General features: G+C 69.5%; 21 protein-coding genes. 12 read left to right on the top strand and 9 right to left on the bottom strand.

Translation table 11 applies throughout. The annotated features are described in order from the left end of the window. Positions 1-139: 139 nt before the first annotated feature. The gene (locus AC1RRS_RS16410; protein ID WP_487288239.1) at positions 140-1,756 is read left to right on the top strand and encodes an amino acid permease; all 1,617 of its coding nucleotides are present in this window, start codon (positions 140-142) and stop codon (positions 1,754-1,756) included. Positions 1,757-1,830: 74 nt separating this feature from the next. Then, a complete protein-coding gene (locus AC1RRS_RS16405; RefSeq protein WP_487288240.1) occupies positions 1,831-2,541 on the top strand; it encodes an MBL fold metallo-hydrolase in 711 nt (236 codons plus the stop codon). 7 nt (positions 2,542-2,548) lie between these two features. On the opposite strand, the gene AC1RRS_RS16400 is transcribed toward AC1RRS_RS16405, so the two are convergent. Next, positions 2,549-3,010 (bottom strand): EF-hand domain-containing protein, encoded by a 462-nt coding sequence (locus AC1RRS_RS16400; RefSeq protein WP_492856044.1) that lies wholly within the window; start codon positions 3,008-3,010, stop codon positions 2,549-2,551. A gap of 105 nt (positions 3,011-3,115) precedes the next feature. Between AC1RRS_RS16400 and AC1RRS_RS16395 the strand changes: the two genes are divergently transcribed. The 3 genes from AC1RRS_RS16395 (at position 3,116) to AC1RRS_RS16385 (ending at position 6,309) form a co-directional block, all read left to right on the top strand. After that, a complete protein-coding gene (locus AC1RRS_RS16395; RefSeq protein ID WP_110121993.1) occupies positions 3,116-3,883 on the top strand; it encodes a response regulator in 768 nt (255 codons plus the stop codon). Next, positions 3,880-5,370 carry an ATP-binding protein gene (locus AC1RRS_RS16390; protein WP_487288242.1) on the top strand — a complete coding sequence of 497 codons (1,491 nt, stop codon included), beginning with the start codon at positions 3,880-3,882 and terminating at the stop codon, positions 5,368-5,370. Before AC1RRS_RS16395 ends, AC1RRS_RS16390 begins: the two co-directional genes overlap by 4 nt. Before the next feature lie 147 nt (positions 5,371-5,517). Continuing rightward, positions 5,518-6,309 carry an EF-hand domain-containing protein gene (locus AC1RRS_RS16385; protein ID WP_492856043.1) on the top strand — a complete coding sequence of 264 codons (792 nt, stop codon included), beginning with the start codon at positions 5,518-5,520 and terminating at the stop codon, positions 6,307-6,309. Between the two features lie 181 nt (positions 6,310-6,490). Here the strand turns inward: AC1RRS_RS16385 and AC1RRS_RS16380 are convergent, their stop codons facing one another. After that, positions 6,491-7,030 carry a DUF1345 domain-containing protein gene (locus tag AC1RRS_RS16380; protein ID WP_487288245.1) on the bottom strand — a complete coding sequence of 180 codons (540 nt, stop codon included), beginning with the start codon at positions 7,028-7,030 and terminating at the stop codon, positions 6,491-6,493. Between the two features lie 429 nt (positions 7,031-7,459). On the opposite strand from AC1RRS_RS16380, the gene AC1RRS_RS16375 reads away from it, so the two are divergent. After that, positions 7,460-7,669, top strand: coding sequence for a KGG domain-containing protein (locus AC1RRS_RS16375; protein WP_058350544.1), 210 nt, complete (start codon positions 7,460-7,462; stop codon positions 7,667-7,669). A gap of 171 nt (positions 7,670-7,840) precedes the next feature. On the opposite strand, the gene egtB is transcribed toward AC1RRS_RS16375, so the two are convergent. Beyond that, on the bottom strand, positions 7,841-10,000 hold the full coding sequence (gene egtB / locus AC1RRS_RS16370) for an ergothioneine biosynthesis protein EgtB (protein ID WP_492856042.1): 2,160 nt from the start codon (positions 9,998-10,000) through the stop codon (positions 7,841-7,843). A 223-nt stretch (positions 10,001-10,223) separates the two neighbouring features. Here egtB and AC1RRS_RS16365 point away from each other — a divergent pair, with 223 nt between their 5' ends. The 3 genes from AC1RRS_RS16365 (at position 10,224) to AC1RRS_RS16355 (ending at position 12,902) form a co-directional block, all read left to right on the top strand. Continuing rightward, the gene (locus AC1RRS_RS16365; RefSeq protein WP_492856041.1) at positions 10,224-10,871 is read left to right on the top strand and encodes an alpha/beta hydrolase; all 648 of its coding nucleotides are present in this window, start codon (positions 10,224-10,226) and stop codon (positions 10,869-10,871) included. 64 nt (positions 10,872-10,935) lie between these two features. Continuing rightward, positions 10,936-12,408, top strand: coding sequence for a tyrosinase family protein (locus AC1RRS_RS16360; protein WP_492856040.1), 1,473 nt, complete (start codon positions 10,936-10,938; stop codon positions 12,406-12,408). Between the two features lie 38 nt (positions 12,409-12,446). Then, on the top strand, positions 12,447-12,902 hold the full coding sequence (locus AC1RRS_RS16355; RefSeq protein ID WP_492856039.1) for a hypothetical protein: 456 nt from the start codon (positions 12,447-12,449) through the stop codon (positions 12,900-12,902). 160 nt (positions 12,903-13,062) lie between these two features. Here the strand turns inward: AC1RRS_RS16355 and AC1RRS_RS16350 are convergent, their stop codons facing one another. Both AC1RRS_RS16350 and AC1RRS_RS16345 read right to left on the bottom strand, forming a co-directional pair. Further along, the gene (locus tag AC1RRS_RS16350; RefSeq protein WP_487288250.1) at positions 13,063-13,263 is read right to left on the bottom strand and encodes a hypothetical protein; all 201 of its coding nucleotides are present in this window, start codon (positions 13,261-13,263) and stop codon (positions 13,063-13,065) included. A gap of 47 nt (positions 13,264-13,310) precedes the next feature. Further along, on the bottom strand, positions 13,311-13,802 hold the full coding sequence (locus AC1RRS_RS16345; protein WP_487288251.1) for a GcrA family cell cycle regulator: 492 nt from the start codon (positions 13,800-13,802) through the stop codon (positions 13,311-13,313). A gap of 288 nt (positions 13,803-14,090) precedes the next feature. On the opposite strand from AC1RRS_RS16345, the gene AC1RRS_RS16340 reads away from it, so the two are divergent. The 3 genes from AC1RRS_RS16340 to AC1RRS_RS16330 are packed head-to-tail and all read left to right on the top strand — an operon-like array spanning position 14,091 to position 15,334. Continuing rightward, complete coding sequence (locus tag AC1RRS_RS16340; RefSeq protein ID WP_492856038.1) at positions 14,091-14,609, top strand: c-type cytochrome; 519 nt, start codon at positions 14,091-14,093, stop codon at positions 14,607-14,609. Beyond that, positions 14,606-14,968 (top strand): nuclear transport factor 2 family protein, encoded by a 363-nt coding sequence (locus tag AC1RRS_RS16335; RefSeq protein ID WP_492856037.1) that lies wholly within the window; start codon positions 14,606-14,608, stop codon positions 14,966-14,968. Before AC1RRS_RS16340 ends, AC1RRS_RS16335 begins: the two co-directional genes overlap by 4 nt. A gap of 3 nt (positions 14,969-14,971) precedes the next feature. Continuing rightward, entirely contained in the window at positions 14,972-15,334 is a 363-nt protein-coding gene (locus tag AC1RRS_RS16330; protein ID WP_492856036.1) for a nuclear transport factor 2 family protein, read from the top strand. 131 nt (positions 15,335-15,465) lie between these two features. On the opposite strand, the gene AC1RRS_RS16325 is transcribed toward AC1RRS_RS16330, so the two are convergent. From AC1RRS_RS16325 to AC1RRS_RS16310, 4 genes are all read right to left on the bottom strand, one after another. Further along, entirely contained in the window at positions 15,466-17,820 is a 2,355-nt protein-coding gene (locus AC1RRS_RS16325; RefSeq protein ID WP_492856035.1) for a thiamine pyrophosphate-binding protein, read from the bottom strand. A gap of 15 nt (positions 17,821-17,835) precedes the next feature. Continuing rightward, a complete protein-coding gene (locus AC1RRS_RS16320) occupies positions 17,836-20,982 on the bottom strand; it encodes an efflux RND transporter permease subunit (protein WP_492856034.1) in 3,147 nt (1,048 codons plus the stop codon). Next, on the bottom strand, positions 20,982-22,103 hold the full coding sequence (locus AC1RRS_RS16315; RefSeq protein ID WP_492856033.1) for an efflux RND transporter periplasmic adaptor subunit: 1,122 nt from the start codon (positions 22,101-22,103) through the stop codon (positions 20,982-20,984). The genes AC1RRS_RS16320 and AC1RRS_RS16315 overlap by 1 nt, the downstream gene beginning before the upstream one ends. 176 nt (positions 22,104-22,279) lie before the next feature. Next, complete coding sequence (locus AC1RRS_RS16310) at positions 22,280-23,056, bottom strand: class II aldolase/adducin family protein (RefSeq protein ID WP_492856032.1); 777 nt, start codon at positions 23,054-23,056, stop codon at positions 22,280-22,282. Between the last annotated feature and the right edge of the window lie 50 nt (positions 23,057-23,106).

The raw sequence follows: 23,106 nt of genomic DNA, 5'->3' as shown, positions 1-23,106 counted from the left end.
CTGGACTAGCCTGCCCACGGGAGAACATTTACGCGCTTCGGCGGCGCGGCCTTGACCCCATGCTCATAAACGGGTCACCGTCCGCAAAATTTTCTAAAGGCGACCCCCGGGGGGGAGTCTTGCCTATCCAGGAGGAACTATGTGGCGCGTAAAATCGCTTGATGCGATCCTAGCGACGGCTGAGAAAAAATCCCTTCATCGCTCGCTCGGACCGATCCAGCTGACGCTGCTGGGGGTAGGCGCGATCATCGGCACCGGAATCTTCGTTCTGACCGCTGCGGCCGCCCAGAAGGCGGGCCCCGGGATGATCTGGAGCTTCGTGATCGCCGGCGCCGTCTGCGCCATCGCCGCGCTCTGCTACTCCGAACTGGCCTCGATGGTCCCCGTCTCGGGCTCGGCCTACACCTACTCCTACGCCGTGATGGGCGAGCCGCTGGCCTGGATGGTCGGCTGGGCGCTGATCCTGGAATACGCCGTCGCCGCCAGCGCCGTGTCGGCCGGCTGGTCGGGCTACTTCCTCGGCCTTATCGAGAACGCCCTGGGCTTCCAGTGGCCAGCCCTGCTTAGAGCAGGTCCGGCCTGGTCGATGCACGGCTTCATTCCCGTCGCCGACTTCAGCGCCGGCATCGTCAACATCCCGGCCATCGTCGTGGCCCTGGCCGTGACCGCCCTGCTGGTCATCGGCACCACCGAAAGCGCCCGCGTCAACGCCGTGCTCGTGGCCATCAAGGTCACCGCCCTGACCGCCTTCATCGTGCTGACCATCCCGGCCATCAAGAGCGGCAACTTCTCGCCCTTCGCCCCCAACGGCTGGTTCGGCCCCGAGGGCACCAGCGGCATGGGCATCGTCGGCGCCGCCGCCTCGATCTTCTTCGCCTATGTGGGCTTCGACGCCGTTTCGACGGCCGCCGAAGAGACCAAGAACCCGCAGCGCAACGTCCCGATCGGCCTGATCGGCAGCCTGGCGCTCTGCACCGTCTTCTACCTGCTGGTGGCCTCCGGCGCGATCGGCGCCATCGGCGCCCAGCCGGTGCTCGGCGCCGACGGTTCGGCCATCCAGCCCGGCTCGGCCGCCTTCCAGGCCGCCTGCTCGCTGGCCGCCAACAAGGACAGCCTGGTCTGCTCGAACGAAGCCCTCGCCCACGTGCTGCGCGAGATCAACTGGCCCGTGGTCGGCAACCTGCTGGGCCTGGCCGCCAACCTGGCCCTGCCCTCGGTCATTCTGATGATGATCTACGGCCAGACCCGCATCTTCTTCGTCATGGCCCGCGACGGCCTGCTGCCCGAGAAGCTCGCGGCCATCCACCCGAAGTTCAAGACGCCGCACATCGTGACCATGGTCACCGGCGTGTTCGTCGCGATCGCGGCCGCCTTCTTCCCGGTCGGCCAGCTGGCCGACATCTCCAACTCCGGCACCCTGTTCGCCTTCTTCATGGTGGCGATCGCGGTGATGGTGCTGCGGGTGAAGGATCCCAAGCGCCACCGTCCGTTCAAGACGCCGCTGGTCTGGGTCGTGGGCCCGCTGGCCATGGTCGGCTGCGCGGCGCTCTACTTCAACCTGCCGCTGGAAGCGATGCTGGTGCTGCCGATCTGGGGCGCGCTGGGCCTGGTGATCTACCTGGCCTACGGCATCCGCAAGAGCCACCTGGGCCGCGGCCTGATCGACGTGCCGGAACTGGCCGCCGAGGCGCCGGGCACCTCGGTTCCGCCGATGCCGGGCGCTCCGGCCCCGGGTTCGCCCGAGGAACGGTCTTGATCTGCCGACAGTAGTCTCTAGTTCAGACGGGCGGGATCTTCGGGTCCCGCCCGTTTTCGTTTGGAGCCCGCCCCGTGACCAACCCGTCGCCGATCAGCGCCGTCATCGCCCCGGTCACGCCGCTGCAGCAGAACTGCACGATCGTCTGGTGCTCCAAGACCAAGAAGGCCGCCGTCATCGATCCGGGCGGCGAGGTCGACCGCCTGCTGCGCGCCCTGGCCGACCAGGGCCTGACGCTGGAGAAGATCTGGATCACCCACGGCCACATGGACCACGCCGGCGGCGCGGCCGAGCTGAAGGCCAGGACCGGCGTCCCGATCGAAGGCCCGCACAAGGACGACCAGTTCTGGATCGACCGCATCCAGGAGAGCGGCGAGATGTACGGCGTGCCCGAGGCCCGCATCTTCGTGCCCGACCGCTGGCTCGAGGACGGCGACGTCGTCACCCTGGGCGAGACCCAGTTCGAGGTCCTGCACTGCCCGGGCCACACGCCGGGCCACGTGATCTTCTTCCACCGCGAGACGAAGTTCGCCCAGGTCGGCGACGTGCTGTTCCAGGGCTCGATCGGCCGCACCGACTTTCCGCGCGGCAACCACCAGGACCTGATCGACGCCATCACCGGCAAGCTGTGGCCGCTGGGCGACGACGTGCGCTTCGTGCCGGGCCATGGCCCGATGTCGAGCTTCGGCGCCGAGCGCCGCAACAATCCCTTCGTCGGCGACCGGGCGGTCGCCGCCATGAAGGGGCCCGGCTACGCGGCTCCGGTGAACCGCTCACCGGGCTGAGCAGCGCCTACTGCGGCGGCCGGCCGCCGGGCGGACCCATGCGGAACTCGTCGCCGGTCAGCTTGCCGTCCTTGTTCCCGTCGGACTTGGCGAACTGCTCGCGGGCCGCGGCCAGGGCTTCGTCCTTGGTGATCTTGCCGTCGTGATCGGCGTCCTGCGCGGCGAGTTGGGCCAGCATCCGGCCGCCGAAGCCCCCGGGCGGACCGCCGCCCGGACCGCCATTGCCGCCTTCGCGTTCCTCGAAGCGCTTCTTGAGCGCCTCGATCTCGGCCGCGTCGACGACGCCGTCCTTGTTGGCGTCCAGACGCTCGAAGCGCTGCAGGGCGGAGGCCTCGAACTCGGCGGCGGTGACGACGCCGTCGCCGTCGGCGTCCGGTCCGCGCCCGGGTCCGCCCTGGCCCGGCTGGGCATGGACCGCCCCGGCAGCCAGCAGGGACAAGCCGAAGACGGCGGTAGCGAGTCGGTTCATGGAAAATGCTCCGTGGCGATTTGACGCTAGGGAGTCACGATCAGGTTGCGCGCCTGTTGCAAGCGTGAAATCTGACGGTGACAGGGGCATGAAAGGACGACCGTCATGGACACCTCCCCGACCACAGCACAGTCCGCCGCTGTCGCGGACACCACCAAGGGCGCCGGCGCCCGCATCCTGATCGTCGATGACGATCCGGGCATTCGCGACGTCGTGTCCGACTTCCTCGTCCGCCATGGCTATGTCGTCGACAGCGCCCAGGACGCCCGCACGATGGAACAGGCCCTCGCAAAGGGTCCGGTCGATCTCGTCGTGCTCGACGTCATGCTGCCGGGCGAAGACGGCCTGGCCATCTGCCGCCGCCTCGCGGCGCAGGACGGCCCCGCCATCATCATGCTCTCGGCCATGGGCGAAGAGACCGACCGCATCGTCGGCCTCGAACTCGGCGCCGACGACTACCTGCCCAAGCCGTGCAACCCGCGCGAACTGCTGGCCCGCGTCCGCGCGGTCCTGCGTCGCCGCGCCGAGCCGCGCTCGAGCGACGACACCATGGGCGCGGCCTGCGAATTCGCCGGCTGGCGTCTCGACCTCGTCCGCCGCGAACTGCGCTCGCCGCAGTCGGTGGTCGTGAACCTGTCCAGCGGTGAGTTCTCGCTGCTGCGCGCCTTCGTCGAGCGTCCGCAACGGGTCCTGACCCGCGACCAGCTGCTGGACCTGGCCCGCGGCCGCGACAGCGACGCCTACGACCGCGCCATCGACGTCCAGATCAGCCGCCTGCGGCGCAAGCTGGACGACGGCGGCGGCGGCGAACTGATCCGCACGATCCGCAGCGAGGGCTACATGTTCACGCCCAAGGTCACTCGCACGCCATGAAGTTCGCAGTCCCGGGGCGACGCGACGCTCCCCTGTTCGCCCAGGCCCTGGGACTTGTGATCGTCACCCTGGTGGCGGCGCAGCTGATCGCCATCGGGGTCATCTTCACGCTTCCGCCGCCCCCGCCCGAGTTCTATCGCCTCAGCGAGATCACCCGGGCGCTGAAGACCGGCCAGATCGTGCACCCGCGCGACGGACGCCCCCTGGTCATCCGTCATCGCTCGGGCATGAAGCTCGACAACGACGACTCCCCGCGTCGGGCCGAGTTCAAGGCCGCCATCGGCCGCGAGCTCAACCTGCCGGTCGAGCGCATCTCGATCCTCACCGACAACGGTCCGCGCTTCTTCGTGCGCACCCAGCGGCAGAAGTCGCCGCCGCCCCAGGGCGGTCCTGGCGGCGGCCCTGGCGGTCCCGGCGGGCCTGGTCCCGGCCCCGGCCCTGGGCCGGACGGCGTGGGCGGCATGCCCGGCCCGGGTGGTCCCCCGCCCGGCATGTCCCCGCGAATGTCTTCGTCGGTCGAACGCCTGGCGGCGATCATGCGCGACGAGCCTTTCCTGTTCGGCGACTTCGAGTTGGGCGTGCGCCAGGCCGACGGCCGCTGGATGGTAGTCGAGCCCAAGCCCACCTTCCGCTTCGACAGCTGGCAGCAGCGCATCCTGCTGATCCTGGCCCTGTCGGTGCTGGCCGTCTCGCCGCTGGCCTGGCTGTTCGCCCGTCGCCTGGCCGGCCCGATCACCGCCTTCGCCGCCGCCGCCGAGCGCCTGGGCCGCGACCCGCGCGCGCCACCGCTCAGCCTGTTCGGCTCGGCCGAGGTCAACGCCGCCTCCAGCGCCTTCAACAACATGCAGGAGCGCCTGCGCCGCTACGTCGAAGACCGCACCGCCATGATCGGCGCGATCGCCCACGACCTGCGCACGCCGCTGACCCGCCTGCGCTTCCGTATCGAGGCCGCGCCGGAAGACGTGCGCAACAAGCTCGAAGTCGACATCGACCAGATGGAGGCGATGATCTCGGCCACCCTGGCCTTCGTCCGCGACACCAGCCGGGAAGCCGAGCGCACCAAGCTCGAACTGGCCTCGCTGCTGGAAAGCGTCATGGACGAGACCGCCGAGACCGGTGGAAACGCCACGGCCGAGGAAGGCGAGAAGATCGTCGTCGAAGGCGACCCGATCGCTCTCAAGCGCCTAGTCACCAACCTGGTCGAGAACGCCCTGAAGTACGGCGGCGCGGCCCGCGGCCGGGTCTATCGCGAGAACGACTGCGCCGTGATTGAGATCGACGACGACGGTCCCGGCGTGCCGGCCGCCGAGCTGGAGCGGGTGTTCGAGCCCTTCTTCCGCGGCGAGCCCTCGCGCAACCGCGAGACCGGCGGCATCGGCCTTGGCCTGGCCGTCGTGCGCTCGCTGGCCCGCGCCCACGGCGGCGACGTCTCGCTGTCGAACCGTCCCGAAGGCGGCCTGCGCGCCAAGGTCACCCTGCCCGCCTGAAGCCAAGGGCTTCAGGCCGCTATCTGGCGCGTGGCGGACGCCGAAACCGCCGACACTTTCGGCCGCCACGCTCTGAACCGCACTGTTGCGGCGGCGACATCAGAGCGCAACGCGGCGCGGCTTCAAGCGGTGGGAAGGAGTTCTTCCATGACCGCACGCGCCTTGCCTCTTCTGGCCCTCGCCGCCTTGTCGCTCGCCGCCTGCGCCAGCGCGCCCCCCGGCGGCGGTCCCAATGGCGGTCCAGGCGGTCGCCCCGGCTTCGGCCCGCCTCCGGGCGAGGACGGACGCGGTCCTGGCGGTCCGGGCGGTCCGGGCGGCGGTCCGGGCGGCAAGCAGGTGTTCATCAGCCCGGCGGGCGAGCCGTTCCGCGCGGATCCCGGCCAGCCCTATCCGGTCGCGGCATGGTTCGCCGGCGCTGACGCCAACCACGACGGCGCCCTGACCCGCGAAGAGTTCGTCGCCGACTCCCTGCGCTTCTTCGACCGCCTCGACGTCGACAAGTCGGGCGTCGTCGACGGCTTCGAGGTCTCGGCCTACGAGCGCAACATCGCGCCCGAGATCGTCCAGGCCTCGGCCATGCCGCAGCAGGCCATGGAAGCCCCGAGCGGCGGCGAAGGCGGCGGTCCCGACGGCGACGGCCCGCGCCGGCGTCCCAACGGCCTTGGCAACATGCTGCTGGGCGCCACGCCCTTCGCCCTGCTGGCCGAACCCCAGCCGGTGATGGGCGCCGACGCCGACTTCAACCGCCGCATCACCCGCGACGAGGCGACCAAGGCGGCGATCTCGCGCTTCAAGTTGCTCGACAAGGACGGCGACGGTCGCCTGACCCTGGCCGAACTTCCCAAGACCGCGATGCAGAAGATCCTCGACGGCGAAGGCGACGAACGCGGCGGCAAGGGTCGTGGTCGCGGCCGCGGCGGCCCGCCGCCCCGCGGCTAGGGCCGGTCCGACATACGTCCGATCGTCACGCCAAAAAACCGTTCCTCCCCGCGAAGGCGGGGATCCAAGCTGGCTTTCAGGATGTGGCGTGGCCGTGGGTCATCTCCGACCTCGGCTTGGATCCCCGCCTTCGCGGGGACACTCGGCTAAAGAGGCCAGAACCCCGGGATGTCGATGAGCTCTAGCCGCTGACCACCCCGGCGATGATGTTGATCCCCAGCGCCAGGATCGCGGTGTTGTAGAAATAGGCCGTCACCGCGTGGGCGGTGACGAGGTTGCGCAAGCTCCCGGTGCGCACGTCGTTGTCGGAGACCTGGAAGGTCGCCCCGATGCTGAAGGCCAGATAGACGAAGTCCTTGTAGGTGCGGGCCGGCTCTCCGGGAAAGCCGAACCCGCCCTTCCCCGGCCCGCCGCCGAAGTGGCGGTGGGCGTAGTGCAGCACGAACACCGAGTGCAGCACGATCCATGACAAGAGCAGGGTCACCCCCGCGCAGGCCGCCGTCAGGTCCTTGACCGACGCCGCCGCGGAGCGCGCGCCGATCATCGCCGCCACCACCGCCGCCAGGCTGGCGGCGATCGCCGACAGCACGATCAGCAGCATGATCGAGCGCCCCTCGTCCTCGGCCGCGGCCTTGGCGCGAACCTTCGCCTCGTCGGCGGTGAGGAACAGGCGCCACAGCAAAACGGCGTAGATCAGCGCCCCAACGTCCCAGCCGATCAAAATATGCGTGCTTCCGGGCAGATTCATTTGGCGGGCCAAACCCCACCCCAAAAGCCCCGCCAGGAAGCTCGCCAGAAGCTTCCAATGCCTTGTAAACACTGAGGTCTTTTCCACCTTCAAGGCGCCTTTGCTCATCACTCTCAACCTGCCTTTTCGCGCGACAATCGTCCTTAACGCCGCATTTGTCTCGCCTGACACGTGAAACCGAACTCGGCTTCACCGGTTACTTCACCGGAACACCGGAACGACGCCATGACCGACCCCGACTCCCCGCCGCCTCTGGAGCCGCAAACGCCGGACGAACCGCCGGGCTCCACGCCCGACGAAGTCCCGCAGCAGCCGCCTCCGGTGCAGCCGGGAGACGATCGGCCATACGGCGCCGGACCGGGCCTGTTTCCTCCCGTGACCAGTCCCGATTAGGAGCAAGACATGGACCTCGACAGCGAACGGCCCCGGGGCCGCCGAGGCTTCGCCGCCATGGATCCGGAACGCCGCCGCGAGATAGCTCGCAAAGGCGGCGCCAGCGTCCCCAGCGAGAAACGCAGCTTCGCCAAGGACCGCGACCTGGCCGCTAACGCCGGCCGCAAGGGCGGTTCCTCGTCGCGCGGCGGCGGCCGCCTCGGCGCTCGCGACCTCTAGCAATGCCGCGGCCGAGGGGGGGACGGGCGGCGCGGCAGAGCGTAGCGGCGCACGTATCAGGATTTTAGAACCCGGATCGGCTGACCGATCCGGGTTCTTGGGCTGTCTGCTCTCCAGCAGCCGGCCGCAGTTTGCTATTCTTCGTAGTGAGGCCGTTTTTCCGGCCAATCCTCAGGACCGCAGCGCGAAGACGCCGAAGGCGGGGTTCTCGCTGATCCAGCGCGCCTCGACGCGCCAGCCGGCCCGGCCCGCCATCTCGGCGAAGGCCTCGGGATCGTACTTGTAGGAATTCTCGGTGTGGATGGTCTCGCCGGCCTCGAAGGCGATCGACCGTCCGGCGATCTCCACCGTCTGGTCCTTCAGGCTGACCAGATGCATCTCGATCCGGCTTTCGGCGGCGTTCCACACCGCCTTGTGCGCGAAGGCGTCGAGGTCGAACCGCCCGCCCAGCTCGCGATTGATCCGGACCAGCAGGTTCTTGTTGAAGTCCGCCGTCACCCCGGCCGCGTCGTCATAGGCCGGGATCAGCACGTCCTGCCCCTTGGCGATGTCGGCCCCGACCACGAACAGCGCCCCCGGACCCAGCAGGCCACGCGCCGCCTTCAGGAACTCGACCGCCTCGTCCGTCGGAAAGTTGCCGATCGTCGAGCCCGGGAAGAAGCCGACCGTGGGCCGTCCCCGCGCCGCCGCCGGCAGGCCCAGCGGATGGGTGAAGTCGCCCAGGGCCGGTGCCACCTCCAGGTCCGGATAGTCGGCGCGGATCGCGGCGGCGGCGGCGTCCAGGGCCGAGGCGCTGATGTCCATCGGCGCGTAGACCGCCAGCTGCGGCGCGGCGTCCAGCACGATCCGCGTCTTGGTGCTGGCCCCGCTGCCGAACTCGATCATCGCCGCGCCCCGCGGAATGCGGGCGGCGATCTCCGGCGCGATGGCGCGCAGCAGCGCCGTCTCGGTGCGGGTCGGATAGTATTCGGGAAGCTCTGTGATCGCCTCGAACAGGCGCGAGCCCTCGGCGTCGTAGAAGTACTTGCTGGGCAGGCTCTTGGGGCTGGCGCCCAGGCCAGCCAGAACGTCGTCTCGAAAGCTCTTGTCCATCGTCCGCTCACGCCCGCCGGCCCCGTCGCGCGCCAGGCGCACGCCGGCGAACATCCAGCGCTGGCCGGGATGGAAGAAATTGCGATAGCTGGCCCGCGCATGGCCCGGCGGCGTGCCGGCGGCCCCGCCGCGCAGCACCATCTGGCCGACCATGAACTTGCCATTGTACTCGCCCAGCGCCCCGGCGCCGGGTCGGAAGCCCGGATAGGCCGCATAGGCGCTGGCCGTCCACTGCCAGGCCTCCCCCGACATCTGCTCCAGCCGCTCGTCAGAGCGCGCGGCCAGTTCCCACTCGGCCTCGGTCGGCAGCCGCGCGCCTGACCACAGAGCGAAAGCAGCGGCCTCGTAATAGCTGACATGCGCCACCGGCGCGGCCAGATCCACCGGGCGACGACCGGAGAGACCGAACTCGGTCCAGTCGCCGTCCTCTTCCCGGCGCCAATAGAGCGGCGCCTCCCAGCCCTGGACCTGGACCATGGCCCAGCCGTCCGACAGCCAGAACTCCGGCCGCTCGTAGCCGCCGTCCTCCATGAAACCCAGCCACTCGCCGTTGGTCGACAGCCGGTCGGCCAGGCGGAAGGGCTCGATGAACACCCGGTGGCGCGGCCGCTCGTTGTCGAAGGCGAAGCCGCCCTCCTCGGCGCCGATCGTCGCCAGCCCGCCCTCGAAGCCGACGAAGCCCAGGCTTTTGGCCGCCGGCCGCGGCGGATCGGGCCGCTCGCGATAGGCCGGCTGCAGCGGCGACTGGGCGAAGAGGTGCTGGATATCCATCAGCAGCAGCTCCTGGTGCTGCTCCTCGTGAGCCAGGCCCAGCTCCAGCCGCTCGAGCACATCCAGAGACAGCGGCCCCGACAGCAGTCGCACCATGGCCGCGTCGACATGGCGGCGATAGGCCCCGACCTCGGCGCAGGACGGACGGGTGATCAGGCCGCGCTGCGGTCTCGGCTGACGCGGTCCCAGGGCCTCGTAGTAGGAGTTGAAGATGTAGCCGAAGGCCGGGTCGTACGGCCTGTAGCCCGGCTGGAACGGGGCCAGCAGGAAGGTCTCGAAGAACCAGGTCGTATGGCCCCGGTGCCACTTGGCCGGGCTGGCGTCCGGCATCGACTGCGCCGCCTGGTCCTCGGGCGACAGCGGCGCGGCCAGAGCCTCGGTCCGCTCGCGCACGGCGCGGTAGCGGGCAAGGGGCGTGTCGGCGGTCGCGGCGACGGCGGACAGAACCAGGGTGTCGTCGGGACTCATGCACGCTCCTGGCGAAGACGCTCCGCTCGCGCGGACAGTTGTTCACAACGAACCGGGAGCTTGGGCGTTCCGCGGGACGAGGGCAATGCCATCTGCTGCCAGCATGGTGTCATCAGCAGTTCTCAATTCCTATTGAATTGATCTGGATTGCTCCACGCGGGCTGCGAGAGCGACAAGCGGACCAAACCCGCTCCGGCGGCGCCCCGTCTTGAAGAGTTTAGCGATGTCCTTCGCCTCGCCCCCCTTTCCTCACTCGCCCCGCCCCGGCGACACGCCGTCGTCATCGACTCCGGACGATCCGCCGATCCTGATCGTGCCGGGCCTCTACAACTCCGGTCCCGACCATTGGCAGAGCCACTGGGAGCGGGCCTTGCCCAACGCCGAGCGCGTGGACCAGACCGACTGGGAGCGCCCGACCCTCGGCGACTGGACCATCAGCCTGGCCGAGGCCGTGCGCAGCCGCCCCGGCGCGATCCTGGTGGCCCACAGCCTGGGCTGCGCCCTGGTCGGCCACCTGGCCCAGGTCACCGGCGGACGCGGCGTGCGGGGCGCCCTGCTCGTGGCCCCGGCCGACGTCAATCGCGAGGGGCCGGCGGGCCGCCTGCTGATCGGCTTCTCGCCCATTCCCCGCAGCCGCCTGCCCTTCCCGAGCCTGGTGGTCGCCAGCCGCGACGACCCCTATGTCGCCATCGACCGCGCCGAGGCCTTCGCCCGCGGCTGGGGCTCGCGCTTCGTCGATCTGGGCCGGGCGGGCCACATCAACGTCGAGTCAGGCCACGGCGCCTGGCCGCGCGGCCGCGCCCTGCTGTCGGAACTGATCCGCGCCACGGCCGGACACTCCGGCGCGCAGGCGCGGGACAATCCCGCATAGATTGCATTTCCGAGACATTGCGGCATAGTCGAACCCAACGACCGCAAAAACGGGGGGATCGGCCATGGCCACGCGCCGCAACATGCTCAAACTTGTCGGCTTCGGCGGCGGCGCCGTCTTCGCCGGAACCGCGCCGGGCCTGTCGGCCCTCGCCGCGCCGCTGCCGGTGCGCAAGGAAATCAACTCGCTGAAGCTGAACGACCCGACGGTCGTGGCCCTGCGCGACGGGGTGCGGATCCTGAAGGCCCGCACCGCCGGCCAAGGCCCGACCTGGACCGACATGGCCAACATCCACGGCACCGACCGCGGCTTCAACAAGTGCCCGCACGGCAACTGGTACTTCCTGCCCTGGCACCGCGGCTACGTGACCATGTACGAGCGGATGATCCGCTCGGTCACCGGCTACCTTGGCTTCGCCATGCCCTACTGGGACTGGACGGCCAACCGCAAGGTGCCCCAGGCCTTCTCCGACCCCACCTACAACGGCCAGACCAATTCGCTGTACGAGCCGACGCGCAACAACGGCGTGGTCCTGACCGACGACATCGTCGGCCAGGGGGTGATGGACAGGATCTACAACGAAACCAACTACGAGGTTTTCGGCACCTCGCGCCCGCGCGGCCAGAACAACCTCGATCCCAGCTGGATCACCACCCGCACCGGTACTCAGGGCGTGCTCGAATCCACGCCGCACAACCTCGTCCACGTGCGGCTGGGCGGCTGGATGCCGACGACGCGCTCGCCGATGGATCCCATCTTCCAGATGCACCACGGCAACATCGACCGCATCTGGTGGCGCTGGAACGGCCTGGGCCGCCAGAACACCCAGGAAGGTCTCTGGCAGAACATGGTCTTCCAGAACAACTACCTGGCCCCGAATGGCTCGTGGTGGTCGACCACCCCCAACCAGGTGCAGCAGGTCACGGCCCTGGGCTACACCTACGGCGCCACGCCCACCCGTCTCGGCGTGGCCGCGGCGAGCCAGATCTCGGACAAGCGCATCACCCAGATCTTCGCCCGCGGTTCGGCCGCCGCGGCCTCCGACCTCGGCGTGCGCTCCCTGGCCGCCCGCAAGCGCTCGACCGACACCGGCGCCCAGTTCCTGGCCAGCGCCCAGGCCGGCGGCGACCGCCAGGCGTTTCTGGGCGCGACCAAGCCGCAGACAGGGGGCACGCCCCAGGCCCTGCTCGGCTCGCGCGTCCTGGCCCTGATCAGCGGCCTGACCCCGCCGTCCGACAATGTCGAGGTGAAGGTCTATATCGACGGCCCGGGCAGCGGCGGCGGATCGCGCGAGGGCGATCCCGGCTATGTCACGACCATCGGCTTCTTCGGCTCCGAGGGCCATGCCGGCCACGGCGGCGGCGGCGAAGGCATCTCGGCCTCTACCGACCTCACCCCGTCCCTGCAGGCCCTGACCGCCGCTGGCGTCACGCTCGGCGACGACATCCGCGTCCGGCTGATCGCGATCGACTCCAAGTCGGGCGCGGCGGCCCCCGAGACCGTCGCCAACGCCAAGGTCGAGATCGTCATCGTTTGACCACAGGCGGGGGCGAAGCTGAGGCAGGAGACAGGATCATGTCGCGCTTCCTCGCCCTCGCCCCCACCCTTGCCGTCTCACTCGGCGTCTTCGCCTGCTCAGCGAACGCCAACGCCACGGCCGTCGTCGGCCGCCCGGCCGAGGCGGCCCTGGCCCGCGACGCGGCCGCCGAACGCTGTCCCGGCCTGCAATTGGTGGCCCGCGTCGACGGCTACACCCCGCCCCGTTCGGGCCAGGTGGACCTCGTTTTCGCCCTGGTCACCCCCCAGGGCGTGCAGACCCTGGGCCGCACCGCCGTCTTTCCGCAGACCGCCTTCTCGACCGGCAAGGGCGATCCGGCCCAGAGCTTCGGCTTCCGCGTCGACCGCCAGGGCCTGGACGCCGGCAAGGCCCGCCTGCGCCTGACCCTCGAAGCGGTGTCGGGCGACGGCGACGGCGCAACCGCGGTGCTGGGCGAGGCGCGCCTGGCCGCCATCGCCGAAGGCGGCTGCTGAGCTGACGCCCAAAACGAACAAGCCCCGCGAGCCAGAGCGGCTCGCGGGGCTCGTACTGGGTACGGATACTTCGGCCGGGGTCGCGATCCTCAGCGCCTGCTCGAGCCTCCCTACGGGCGAGCGCGCTGTTCCGCGAAGATCCGGTCGTTACGCGATCTTACTAGGCAGCGGCCTGGCGGCTGCGCACTCGGCTCATCCAGTCTTCCGGATAGGTTTCTCGGACGACGATCGACTTGAACTGGCCGACCGGGATACGGGCGGCGTCGCCCGGCTGCAGGTCGCGCGAGGTCGAGTGACCGGCGAACTCTTCGATGATCGTGATCACCTGGCTGCTGCCGGCGGCGTTCTCGATGAGGATCATGGGATGTCCCTGAATTGGGAGGGTTTGTGAGAAGCTGTCGAGGCGCGTCAGAGGACGCGGCGTTCCTGCGGCAGGCTCTGGCGGGTCCAGGCGTCGATGTCGGACGGCGACTGGAAGCGACGGAAGGCCCCCTGGGTGTGATCCGGGCAGTAGGAGGCGCGCTTGCTGGCGGTCTCGCGGCCGCAGAAGCCGAAGTCGCCGGCGTCCGGATTGCCAATCGGCCAGCGGCACGAGTGCATCGACAGGTCGAGAATGCCGGCGGTGGGGGTCAGGTCTTCCATCACCGCGGTCTGCGGGCGGAGCGCCGGTCGGGCCTGAGCCGGAGCCGCGGCGCGAGCGCGCGGCGCCTGGCGGGAGACGCGGACGGCGACGGTGCGCGGCCGGACCGGGGTCTCGCGGGCGGTGATGCCCAGGCGGTGGATCTTGCCGATGACGGCGCTGCGGCTGACGCCGCCGAGTTGCCGGGCCACCTGGCTTGCGCTCAATCCTTCGAGCCACAGCTTCCTAAGCGTGGCGGTACGTTCCTCGTTCCAGTCCATGACGCTATCCGCTTTTTTGGGCGCGGGATCAGCCCCCGCCTCTCTTGGGTAGAATCATGGTTAACAACGGTCAAATTCTTCCGTGCATACCCACGGTTCTCGAAATCACATTTCCCCTGCGAATCTCGCTAGATAGCGTGCGTTGTCGCAGGGAGCCCCAAAAGACTGCGGCAAGACCTTGACCGAATAACGTCGTTCCACGATGAATTCACGGGTCAGAAACCGGCTTGGATTTGAATGCGGCGCGGCGTCGCAAGCCTTGCGACATAACGCCTATCGGGGATTGTGATGCGTACCCTCACCGTCGTGGCCGCGGCCATGCTCTGCGTCTCTCTGGCCGCCTGCTCGCCCAAGGGGGAGACTTCCGGCGAAACCGCCTCGGCCCCCGCCGCGCCCGCGACCCCGCCGCCGACCGACGCCGAGAAGGCCGCCGCCGTGGCCGCCCTCCCCGCCCCCTACAACACCGGCGACCTGCTGAACGGCCAGAGCAAATTCGCCCTCTGCCGCTCGTGCCACACCATCACGCAGGGCGGTCCCAACATGACCGGCCCCAACCTCTACGGCGTCTTCGGCCGCAAGGCCGGCGCGCACCCCGGCTACGCCTATTCCGACGCCGTGAAGGCCGCCGGCTTCACCTGGGACGCCGAGCACCTGGACCATTGGCTGGCCAATCCGCGCACCGCCCTGCCCGGCACCAAGATGACCTTCGCAGGACTCGCCAATCCCAAGGACCGGATCGACCTGATCGCCTATCTGAAGGTCGAGACGGGCTACAAACCAGCTCCACCGGCCGCTCCCGCTCAATGAACGACCGCGTCGCCCTCCTGACCCGGCTCTACGCGGCCTTCAACCGCGGGGACTTCGAGGCCTTCTGCGCCGAGCTCGACCCCGCGATCGACTGGCCCGACCAGATCGGCGGCGGCCGCGTGCAGGGTCTGGAGGCGATGCGCGACTTCTGGTCCCGTCGCGACGCGATGGTTCGGGTCGAGGCCAATCCGGTCGATTTCACCCCGCTGGACGACGACCGGGTGGCGGTCGCCGCCAAGCAGATCGTCACCAATCTGCAGGGCCGTCTCTGGTCCGACATCCTCGTGCGACATATCTACACCTTCCATGCGAGCCGGGTGGCGCGCATGGATGTCGCCGAAGAGCGTGACGAGGCGTGAGGCATGGCAAAGGCTGAAGTGTTGCTCACCCGGCACTTCGACGCGACGCGCCGCCGGGATCTTGAGGCCGTCGTCGCCCAACTGCACCCCGACATCGCCTTCGCCAACATCCTGGAAGGCGGCGACGTCGCCGGGATCGAGGCCGCGCGCGGCTATTTCCAGCGCCAGTTCGCCATGGCCGGCGTCGATATCGGCCTGATGCGCGTGCGGCCCCAGGCCGACGGCTGGGTCCACGCCGACGTCGAGATCACCCTGCGCCGCCCCGACGGCCGCCTGTGGTCGCAGAACAGCGCCGTGATCGCCTATCTGCTGCGCGACGGCCTGATCGTGGGCATCGACCCGCAGCCGGATCCGGGGACGCGGTAGAAACGCCTTCGGCGCCCCCTCAGTCGCTCCGCGACAACTCCCCCGGAGGGGGAGCATCTTGAAGAGCGCCGCGCCAACCAGATCCTCCCCCTCTGGGGGAGGTGGCCCGGAGGGCCGGAGGGGGTCCTCCCCTAAGCCAGCAGATCCGCGCAGGCGTCCAGAACCGCCTCCGCATCCAGCCGGTACTTGCCATAGAGGTCCGGCAAGTCCCCCGACTGGCCGAAGGTCTCCAGGCCCAACGCCCGCAGGCGATGGCCGCGCACCGAGCCCAGCCACGACAGCGCCGCCGGCGCGCCGTCGATCAGGGTCACCAGCCCCGCCTCGCGCGGCAGGTCGGCCAGCAGCCGCTCGATCGTCGAGACCCGCGCCACGCCGTCCGTCCAGCGCGAGCGGCCCGCAGCCGTCCAATCGCGGTGCAGCACGTCGGGCGAGGTGACGGCCAACAGGCCCGCGCCCGGCTCGTCCTCCAGCAGGGCCGCATGGGCTTCCAGGGCTTCGGGGGCCAGAGCCCCGCAATAGACCACTGCCAGCCGGGTGTCGGGCGCCGGGGGCTTGAGCCAGTAGGCCCCCTCGACCACGCCAGTCCGCCAGGCCTCGTCCACACGCTCGGCCTGAGCGATGCTCCGGGTCGACAGGCGCAGATAGGTCGAGCAGCCGTCCGCCGCCTGGATACGCTCGAAGGCGTGGGCCATCAGCACCGCCGTCTCGTCGGCGAAGGCCGGCTCGTAAGCGTCCAGCCCCGGCTGGCTCATGCCGATGAGGGGCGACCCGATCGACTGGTGCGCGCCGCCTTCGGGGGCCAGGGTCAGGCCGGACGGCGTTGCGACCAGCAGGAAGCGGGCGTCCTGGTAGCAGGCGTAGTTCAGGGCATCGAGCCCGCGGGCGATGAACGGGTCGTAGAGGGTGCCGACCGGGAACAATCGCTCGCCGAACAGCGGCGCGGTCAGGCCCAGGGCCGCCAGGGCGATGAACAGGTTGTTCTCGGCGATGCCCAGCTCGACGTGCTGGCCGGTCTCGCCCATCGACCACACCTGGGCCGAGGGGATGCGGCGACGCTTGAAGACGTCCTCGTGCGCCCGGCGATGGAAGACACCCCGCCGGTTCACGAAGCCGCCGAGGTTGGTCGACACCGTCACGTCCGGCGAGGTGGTCACCACCCGGCCGGCGAACTCGTCCTTGCGGGCGGCGATGTCGAACATGACCTTGCCGAACGCCGCCTGGGTGGACTGCTCGCCGCCGCCCGCGACCGCCGCCAGCAGTTCGTCGGCGCTCGGCGTCGCCACGCTCGGCGCGTCGTAGTGACGGTTGTTGGCCGCCGCGAAGGGCGCGCGGGCCACCAGGCCCTTCAGCGCCGTGCGCTCGGCGGCGGACAGGCCCGACAGGGCGTCCCACTCCTCGCCCTCGACCACGCCCAGCCGCTCGCGCAGCTCGGCGACCTGGGTGGGGTTCATCAGGCCGGCGTGGTTGTCCTTGTGGCCCTGGAACGGCAGCCGCAGGCCCTTGACGGTGTAGGCGATGAAGAACCGCGGCGCGTCGTCCTGCGAGGCCCGCTCGAAGGCCTCCAGGATCGTCTCCAGGCAGTGCCCGCCCAGCTCGGTCATCAGTTCGCCGAGATCGACGTCCTTGTAGCCGGCGATCAGCGCCAGGGCGTCGGCGTCGCCGGCCAGGTCGGCGGTCAGGCGCTCGCGCCAGGCCGCGCCGCCCTGATAGGTCAGGGCCGAATAGAGGTCGTTGGGCGCGGTCTCGATCCAGGACTTCAGCGCCGCCCCGCCCGGCCGCTCGAACGCTTCCCTCTGGCGCTTGGACCACTTCAGCGTCTCGACCGTCCAGCCCGCGGCCTCGAAGATCTCGCCGTAGCGGGTGAACATCCGGTCCTTGGTCGTCGCGTCCAGGCTCTGGCGGTTGTAGTCGACGATCCACCAGGTGTTGCGCAGGTCGTGCTTGCAGGCCTCGATCAGGGCTTCGTAGATGTTGCCCTCGTCCAGCTCGGCGTCGCCCAGCAGCGAGATCATCCGGCCCATGCTCTCCGGCTTCACCGAGCCCCGCGCGGCCAGATAGTCCTGGGCCAGCGAGGCGAAGGCCGTCACCGCCACGCCCAGGCCCACCGACCCGGTCGAGAAGTCGACGTCGTCGACGTCCTTGGTGCGCGACGGATAGGACTGCGCGCCGCCCAGGGCGCGGAAGGCCTTCAGCTTGTCCAGGCTCTGGCGGCCGAACAGGTGCTGGATGGCGTGAAACACGGGACTGGCGTGCGGCTTGACCGCCACCCGGTCCTGCGGCCGCAGCGCCTTCATGTAGAGCGCCGTCATCAGGGTGGTCATAGAGGCGCAGGAGGCCTGGTGGCCGCCCACCTTCAGACCGTCGCGGCTTTCACGCAGGTGGTTGGCGTTGTGGATCGTCCACGACGCCAGCCAGAGAATGCGTTCCTCGAGACGCCGCAGCAGCGCTATTTCCTGCCGCCTGGCCGTCAGAGACCCGTCAGCCATGCTTCCTCACCCGTTTTATACGGGTGAGGTATGCCCCTCGCCCGCCTTTTCGCGCGCTTCATAGTCCTCGATCTGCCGCGCCGTCCACTCCGGAGATTTCGTGAAGCGGGCGAGCAGGTTGTAGAACACCGGAACGATGAACAGGGTTAGCAGGGTCGCCACGATGGCGCCGAAGAAGATCACCGCCCCGATCGTCTGGCGGCTTCCCGCCCCTGCTCCTGTCCAGAGAAGCAGCGGCAGGGCGCCCATGGCCGTGGCGATCGAGGTCATGATGATCGGGCGCAGGCGCAGGGCCGCCGCCTCGATCACCGCCTCGGTGACCTTCAGTCCCTCGTCGCGCAGCTGGTTGGCGAACTCGACGATCAGGATGCCGTTCTTGGCGGCGATGCCGACCAGGATGATCAGGCCGATCTGGCTGTAGGTGTTGATGGTCGAGCCGGCCATCAGCAGGCCGAAGAGGCCGCCCAAGACCGCCAGCGGCACGGTCAACATGATCACCGCCGGGTGGATCCAGCTTTCGAACTGCGCGGCCAGCACCAGGAACACCAGCAGCAGGGCCAGGCCGAAGGCGATGGCGATGCCGCCCGAGCCTTCCAGATAGTCCTTGGCCTGGCCGCCCCACTTGACGCTGACGCCGGGGGTCGGATGGGCCGCGGCCTGGGCCTGGAAGAAGCTCACCGCGTCCTCGACCGTGAATCCGGGCGACAGCTGGGTGGTCAGGGTCACCGAGCGCAGGCGATCGACGCGCGGCCGGTCGGGGGTGTCGCCCCGCAGCTGGGTCTTCACGACCGTCGACAGCGGCACCAGACCGCCGGCGTTGGTGCGCACCTGCAGCTTGTCGAGGTCGGCCACGCTGCGGCGCTGGTCGAGCTCGGTCTGCAGGATGACGTCGTATTCCTGGCCGTTCTTGATGTAGGTCGTCGCCTGGCGCGAGCCGAACATGGTCTCAAGCGCCCGGCCCACGGCCTGGGCCGAGACGCCCAGGGTGGCGGCCTTGTCGAGGTCGATCTGCACCGACAGGCGCGGCGCGGTCGGCTCGTAGTCGATGCGCGGACGCGAGAAGCCCGGATTGGCCTGGGCCGCGTCGAGGATCGGCTTCAGCCAGTTCGCCAGCTGGACGTAGTCGTTGCCGACGGCGATCAGGTCGACGTTCGTCCCACCGCCGCCACCACCGCCACCGCCGCGCTGGAAGGCGCCGCGCACGCTGGCCACGGCCCGCACGCCGGTGATCTTCGACAGATCCTTGTTGAGCTCGGCGGCCACCTGGTCGGCGGTCTTGTCGCGCTCGCCCCAGCCCTTCAGCACCACCACGCCGTTGCCCGAGTTGAACTGGCTCTGGCCGAAGCGCGGGATGGTCAGGATGGTGCGTTCGGCGACGCCGTCGTCGCGATAGCGGCCCATGATCTTCTCGATCCGCGAGCCGATCGCCGAGGTGTAGTCGAAGCCCGCCCCTTCCGGGGCGCTGATCTGGATGTCGACGCGGCCGCGATCCTCGGCCGGCACCAGTTCCTTGGGCAGGCTGACGAACAGCAGCGCCGCGAAGCCGGCCAGCAGGATCACCGCCCCGCCGGCGGCGAAGGTGGCGGCACGCCCGCCCAGCAGGCTTTCCAGCGAGGCGCGGTAGCTGTCGCGCAGCTTGCCCATCGCCCAGTCCATGCGCTTGTTGAACCAGCCGCCGCCGTGGGCGCCCTTCAGCAGCTTGGAGGCCATCATCGGCGACAGGCTCAGCGCCAGCAGCGCCGAGAAGGCCACGGCCGCGGCGATGGCCACGGCCAGCTCGACGAACAGCCGGCCGATATAGCCCGGCAGGAACATCAGCGGCGCGAACACCGAGATCAGCACGATGGTGGTGGCCACCACCGCGAAGAACACCTGGCGCGAACCGCGCTGGGCGGCGATCAGCGGCGGCTCGCCCTCGTCCACCCGGCGCTGGATGTTCTCGACCACGACGATGGCGTCGTCGACCACCAGGCCCACCGCCAGCACCAGGGCCAGCAGGGTCAGCAGGTTCAGCGAGAAGCCCAGCGGGGCCAGGATGATGAAGGTCGACAGGATGCAGATCGGCGCGACGATCGACGGGATCAGCGCCGAGCGCCAGCTGCCCAGGAAGATCAGGTTGACCAGCGCCACCAGGGCCACCGACATGCCCATGGTGATCCACACCTCGTGGATGGCCTCGGCGGTGAACACCGAGTTGTCCACGGCCACCACCAGCTTGGTGCCGGCCGGCAGGGTCTGGTTGATGACCTCGACTTCCTTGGCCACGGCCTTGGAGATGGCCACGTCGTTGGCCTGCGACTGGCGGGTCAGGCCGATGCCGACCTGGTCGACGTCGTTGCCGCGGAACAGGCGCCGGCGCTCGTCCGGCCCTTCCTCGATGCGGGCCACGTCCGACAGGCGCAGCACGAAACCGCTGGCGTCGGCGGGCCGCAGCGGCAGGCGCGCGAAGTCCTCGGGCTTGGCGTAGGCGCGGGCCACGCGGATCGTGAAGTCCTTGGCGCTGCTTTCCAGCGAACCGGCCGGCAGCTCCAGGTTCTGGGCGTTCAGCGCGTCCTCGACGTCGCTGACCGTCACGCCCCGAGCGGCCATGGCGTCGGCGTTCAGCCAGATGCGCATGGCGTAGATCTTGGCCCCGAAGAGGTTGGCCTGGGCCACGCCGTCGATGGTCGACATCCGCTCGACGAGATAGCGGTCGGCGTAGTCGGCCAGCTCCAGCGGATCCAGCGTGGTCGAGGTCAGGTTCAGGATGATGATCGGCGAGCTGTCGGCGTTGGCCTTGGCGATCTGCGGTGGGTCGGCCTGGTCGGGCAGGTTGGCCGACACCCGGCTGACGGCGTCGCGCACGTCGTTAGCGGCGGCGTCCAGGTCGCGGTCCAGGCGGAAGGTGATGCTGATCTGCGAGCGGCCGTCGCGCGAGGAGCTGTTGACCCGGTCGATGCCCTGGATGCCGGCCACCTGGCGCTCGATCACCTGGGTGATGCGCTCCTCGATGACCTCGGCCGAGGCGCCGCGATAGGCGGTCGAGATCGACACCACGGGCGGATCGACATTGGGCAGTTCGCGGATCGGCAGCGAGCCGAACGCGGCCAGGCCGATGACGCACAGGATGATCGCCGCGACGGCGGCGAATACCGGGCGGCGGACGGAGATGTCGGAAAGCATCAGCCGGCCTTGCGGTCTTGCTTGGCGTGGTCTTGGCCAGGCTGGCCCGCCGGCTTGTTGACGTCACGCACCGCGCCGCCGTCCTGCACGCGGTTGAGGCCGTCGGCCACGATCACCTCACCGGCCTTCAGGCCCGAGCGGATCTCGACAAAGCCGCCGGCGGTCAGGCCGGTGGTCACGTTGGTGCGGCGGGCGACATGGCCCTTGTCGCCCTTGGCGACGACGAACACCGAGGCCTGCTGGCCCTCGAACTGCACGGCCGCTTCGGGCGCGGCCAGGCCCTGGCGCACGCCCTGGTCGATGGCGACCTTGACCAGCATGCCCGGCTTCAGCCGGCCGCCGGGGTTGGGGAACTCTGCCCGGGCCTTGATGGCGCGGGTGGTCTCGTCGATGCGGGTGTCGATCTGGGCGATGCGGCCCTGGAAGGTCTCGCCCGGCAGGGCGTCGGGGGCGGCCTGGATCGGCAGGCCCTCGCGCAGGGTGGCCAGATAGCGGTCCGGCACGGCGAAATCGACGCGCACGACCGAGGCGTCGTCCAGGCTGACGATGGCCGTGCCCGGCGCGATCAGCGTGCCCGGGGCGACGTCGGAAATGCCCACCCGGCCGGCGAACGGCGCGCGGATCACGCGGTCCAGCCGCTGGGCCTTTGCCGAGGCGACGCTGGCCTTGGCCGTCTCGTAGGCGGCCTGGTACTGCTCGGCGGTGGCGCGCGGGGCGATGCCCTTGTCGGCCAGGGTCTTCCAGCGCTGATAGGCGCGCTCGGCCTGGTTCAGGTTGGCCTGGGCCTCGGCGATGCCGGCGTTTTCCTGGTCGTCCTTCAGGGTCACCAGCACCTGGCCGCGGACCACCTGCTGGCCGTCGCGGAAGTGGACGGCGGTGATCATCTCGGTGGTGTTCGAGGTGATGGTCACCGACTGGCGGCCCTTGGCCACGCCCAGCACCTCGATGCGATCGGTGAACGGACGGCTGTCGACCTTGACCTGCGAGACCGCGGTGGCGCGGCCGCCCGGACCGCCCTGCCCCTCGGCCTTGCCGCCCAGCAGAAGCTTGGCGCCGCCGGCCACGATCATCAGAACCAGGGCGACGCCGGCCGCCATGAGGAAGAAGTGCCTGCGGATCACTAAGGTACGCTCCGGCCCCGTTGAACCGGGCCTCAAAGTCTAGGTTGCGGCGACATATGACCTCACCCTAGACCCGCGTCTAGTGACACTAGAATTACGGTTTATTTCATCGACGCAACACTTTCATGGCAGCGCTTTGACGTAACGTCGGTCGCCAAAGCGCCGCCTTGAACGCGCTAGTCCGTGTAGCCCGGGGACTCGCGATCCAGCCGCCTCAGGCACCCCGGCCAGGCCAGGCCCGCGATCATGCCCAGGCCCATGCCGGTCTGGCTTCGCACTTCGGCCTGGGCCGCCTCCGGAGCGAGCAGCACGTGCTCGCGTCCTGCGCTGAGCGCCATCACCTGCTGGGCGCAGGCGCGCTCCAGGAAGAACATCCCAAGCCAGCATTCCGCCGCCGTGCGGCCGGTCGACAGGGTGCCGTGGTTGCGCAGCAGCATCAGCCGCTTGTCGCCCAGGTCGGCAACCAGCCGTTCGCGCTCGTCGAGGTTCAGGGCGATGCCTTCGTAGTCGTGATAGGCCAGCTGCGGCGTCACGATCAGGGCGTGCTGGCTCAGGGGCAGCAGGCCCTCGGCATGGGCGGCCACGGCCACGCCCTGGTCGCTGTGCAGGTGCATGACGAACTGGGCGTCCTCCCGCGCGGCGTGGATCGCCGAGTGGATCGTGAAGCCCGCCGGATTGATGAAGTACGGCGTCTTGTCGATAACGTTGCCTTCCAGATCCACCTTCACCAGGCACGAGGCGGTCATCTCACCGAAGAACATGCCGTACGGGTTGATCAGGAAGTGGTGCTCGGGCCCAGGGATGCGGGCCGAGATGTGGGTGAAGATCATGTCGTCCCAGCCGTGCAGGGCGACCAGTCGATAGAGGGCGGCCAGATCGACCCGGGCCTGCCATTCGGCCTCGCTGACCTTGTCCTTGATCGATGCGGCGATCGCGCCGGCGCCGTCGGCCATGACGTTTGCTCCCGTAGGTTATCATTGTTGAGTTGAGCGTCGCGCCGACG

It is taken from the genome of Caulobacter sp. GW821-FHT12A07 (genome assembly GCF_058807655.1).
The sequence above is the reverse complement of the archived record's forward strand: the minus strand, read 5'-3'. Positions and strand labels throughout refer to the sequence as shown.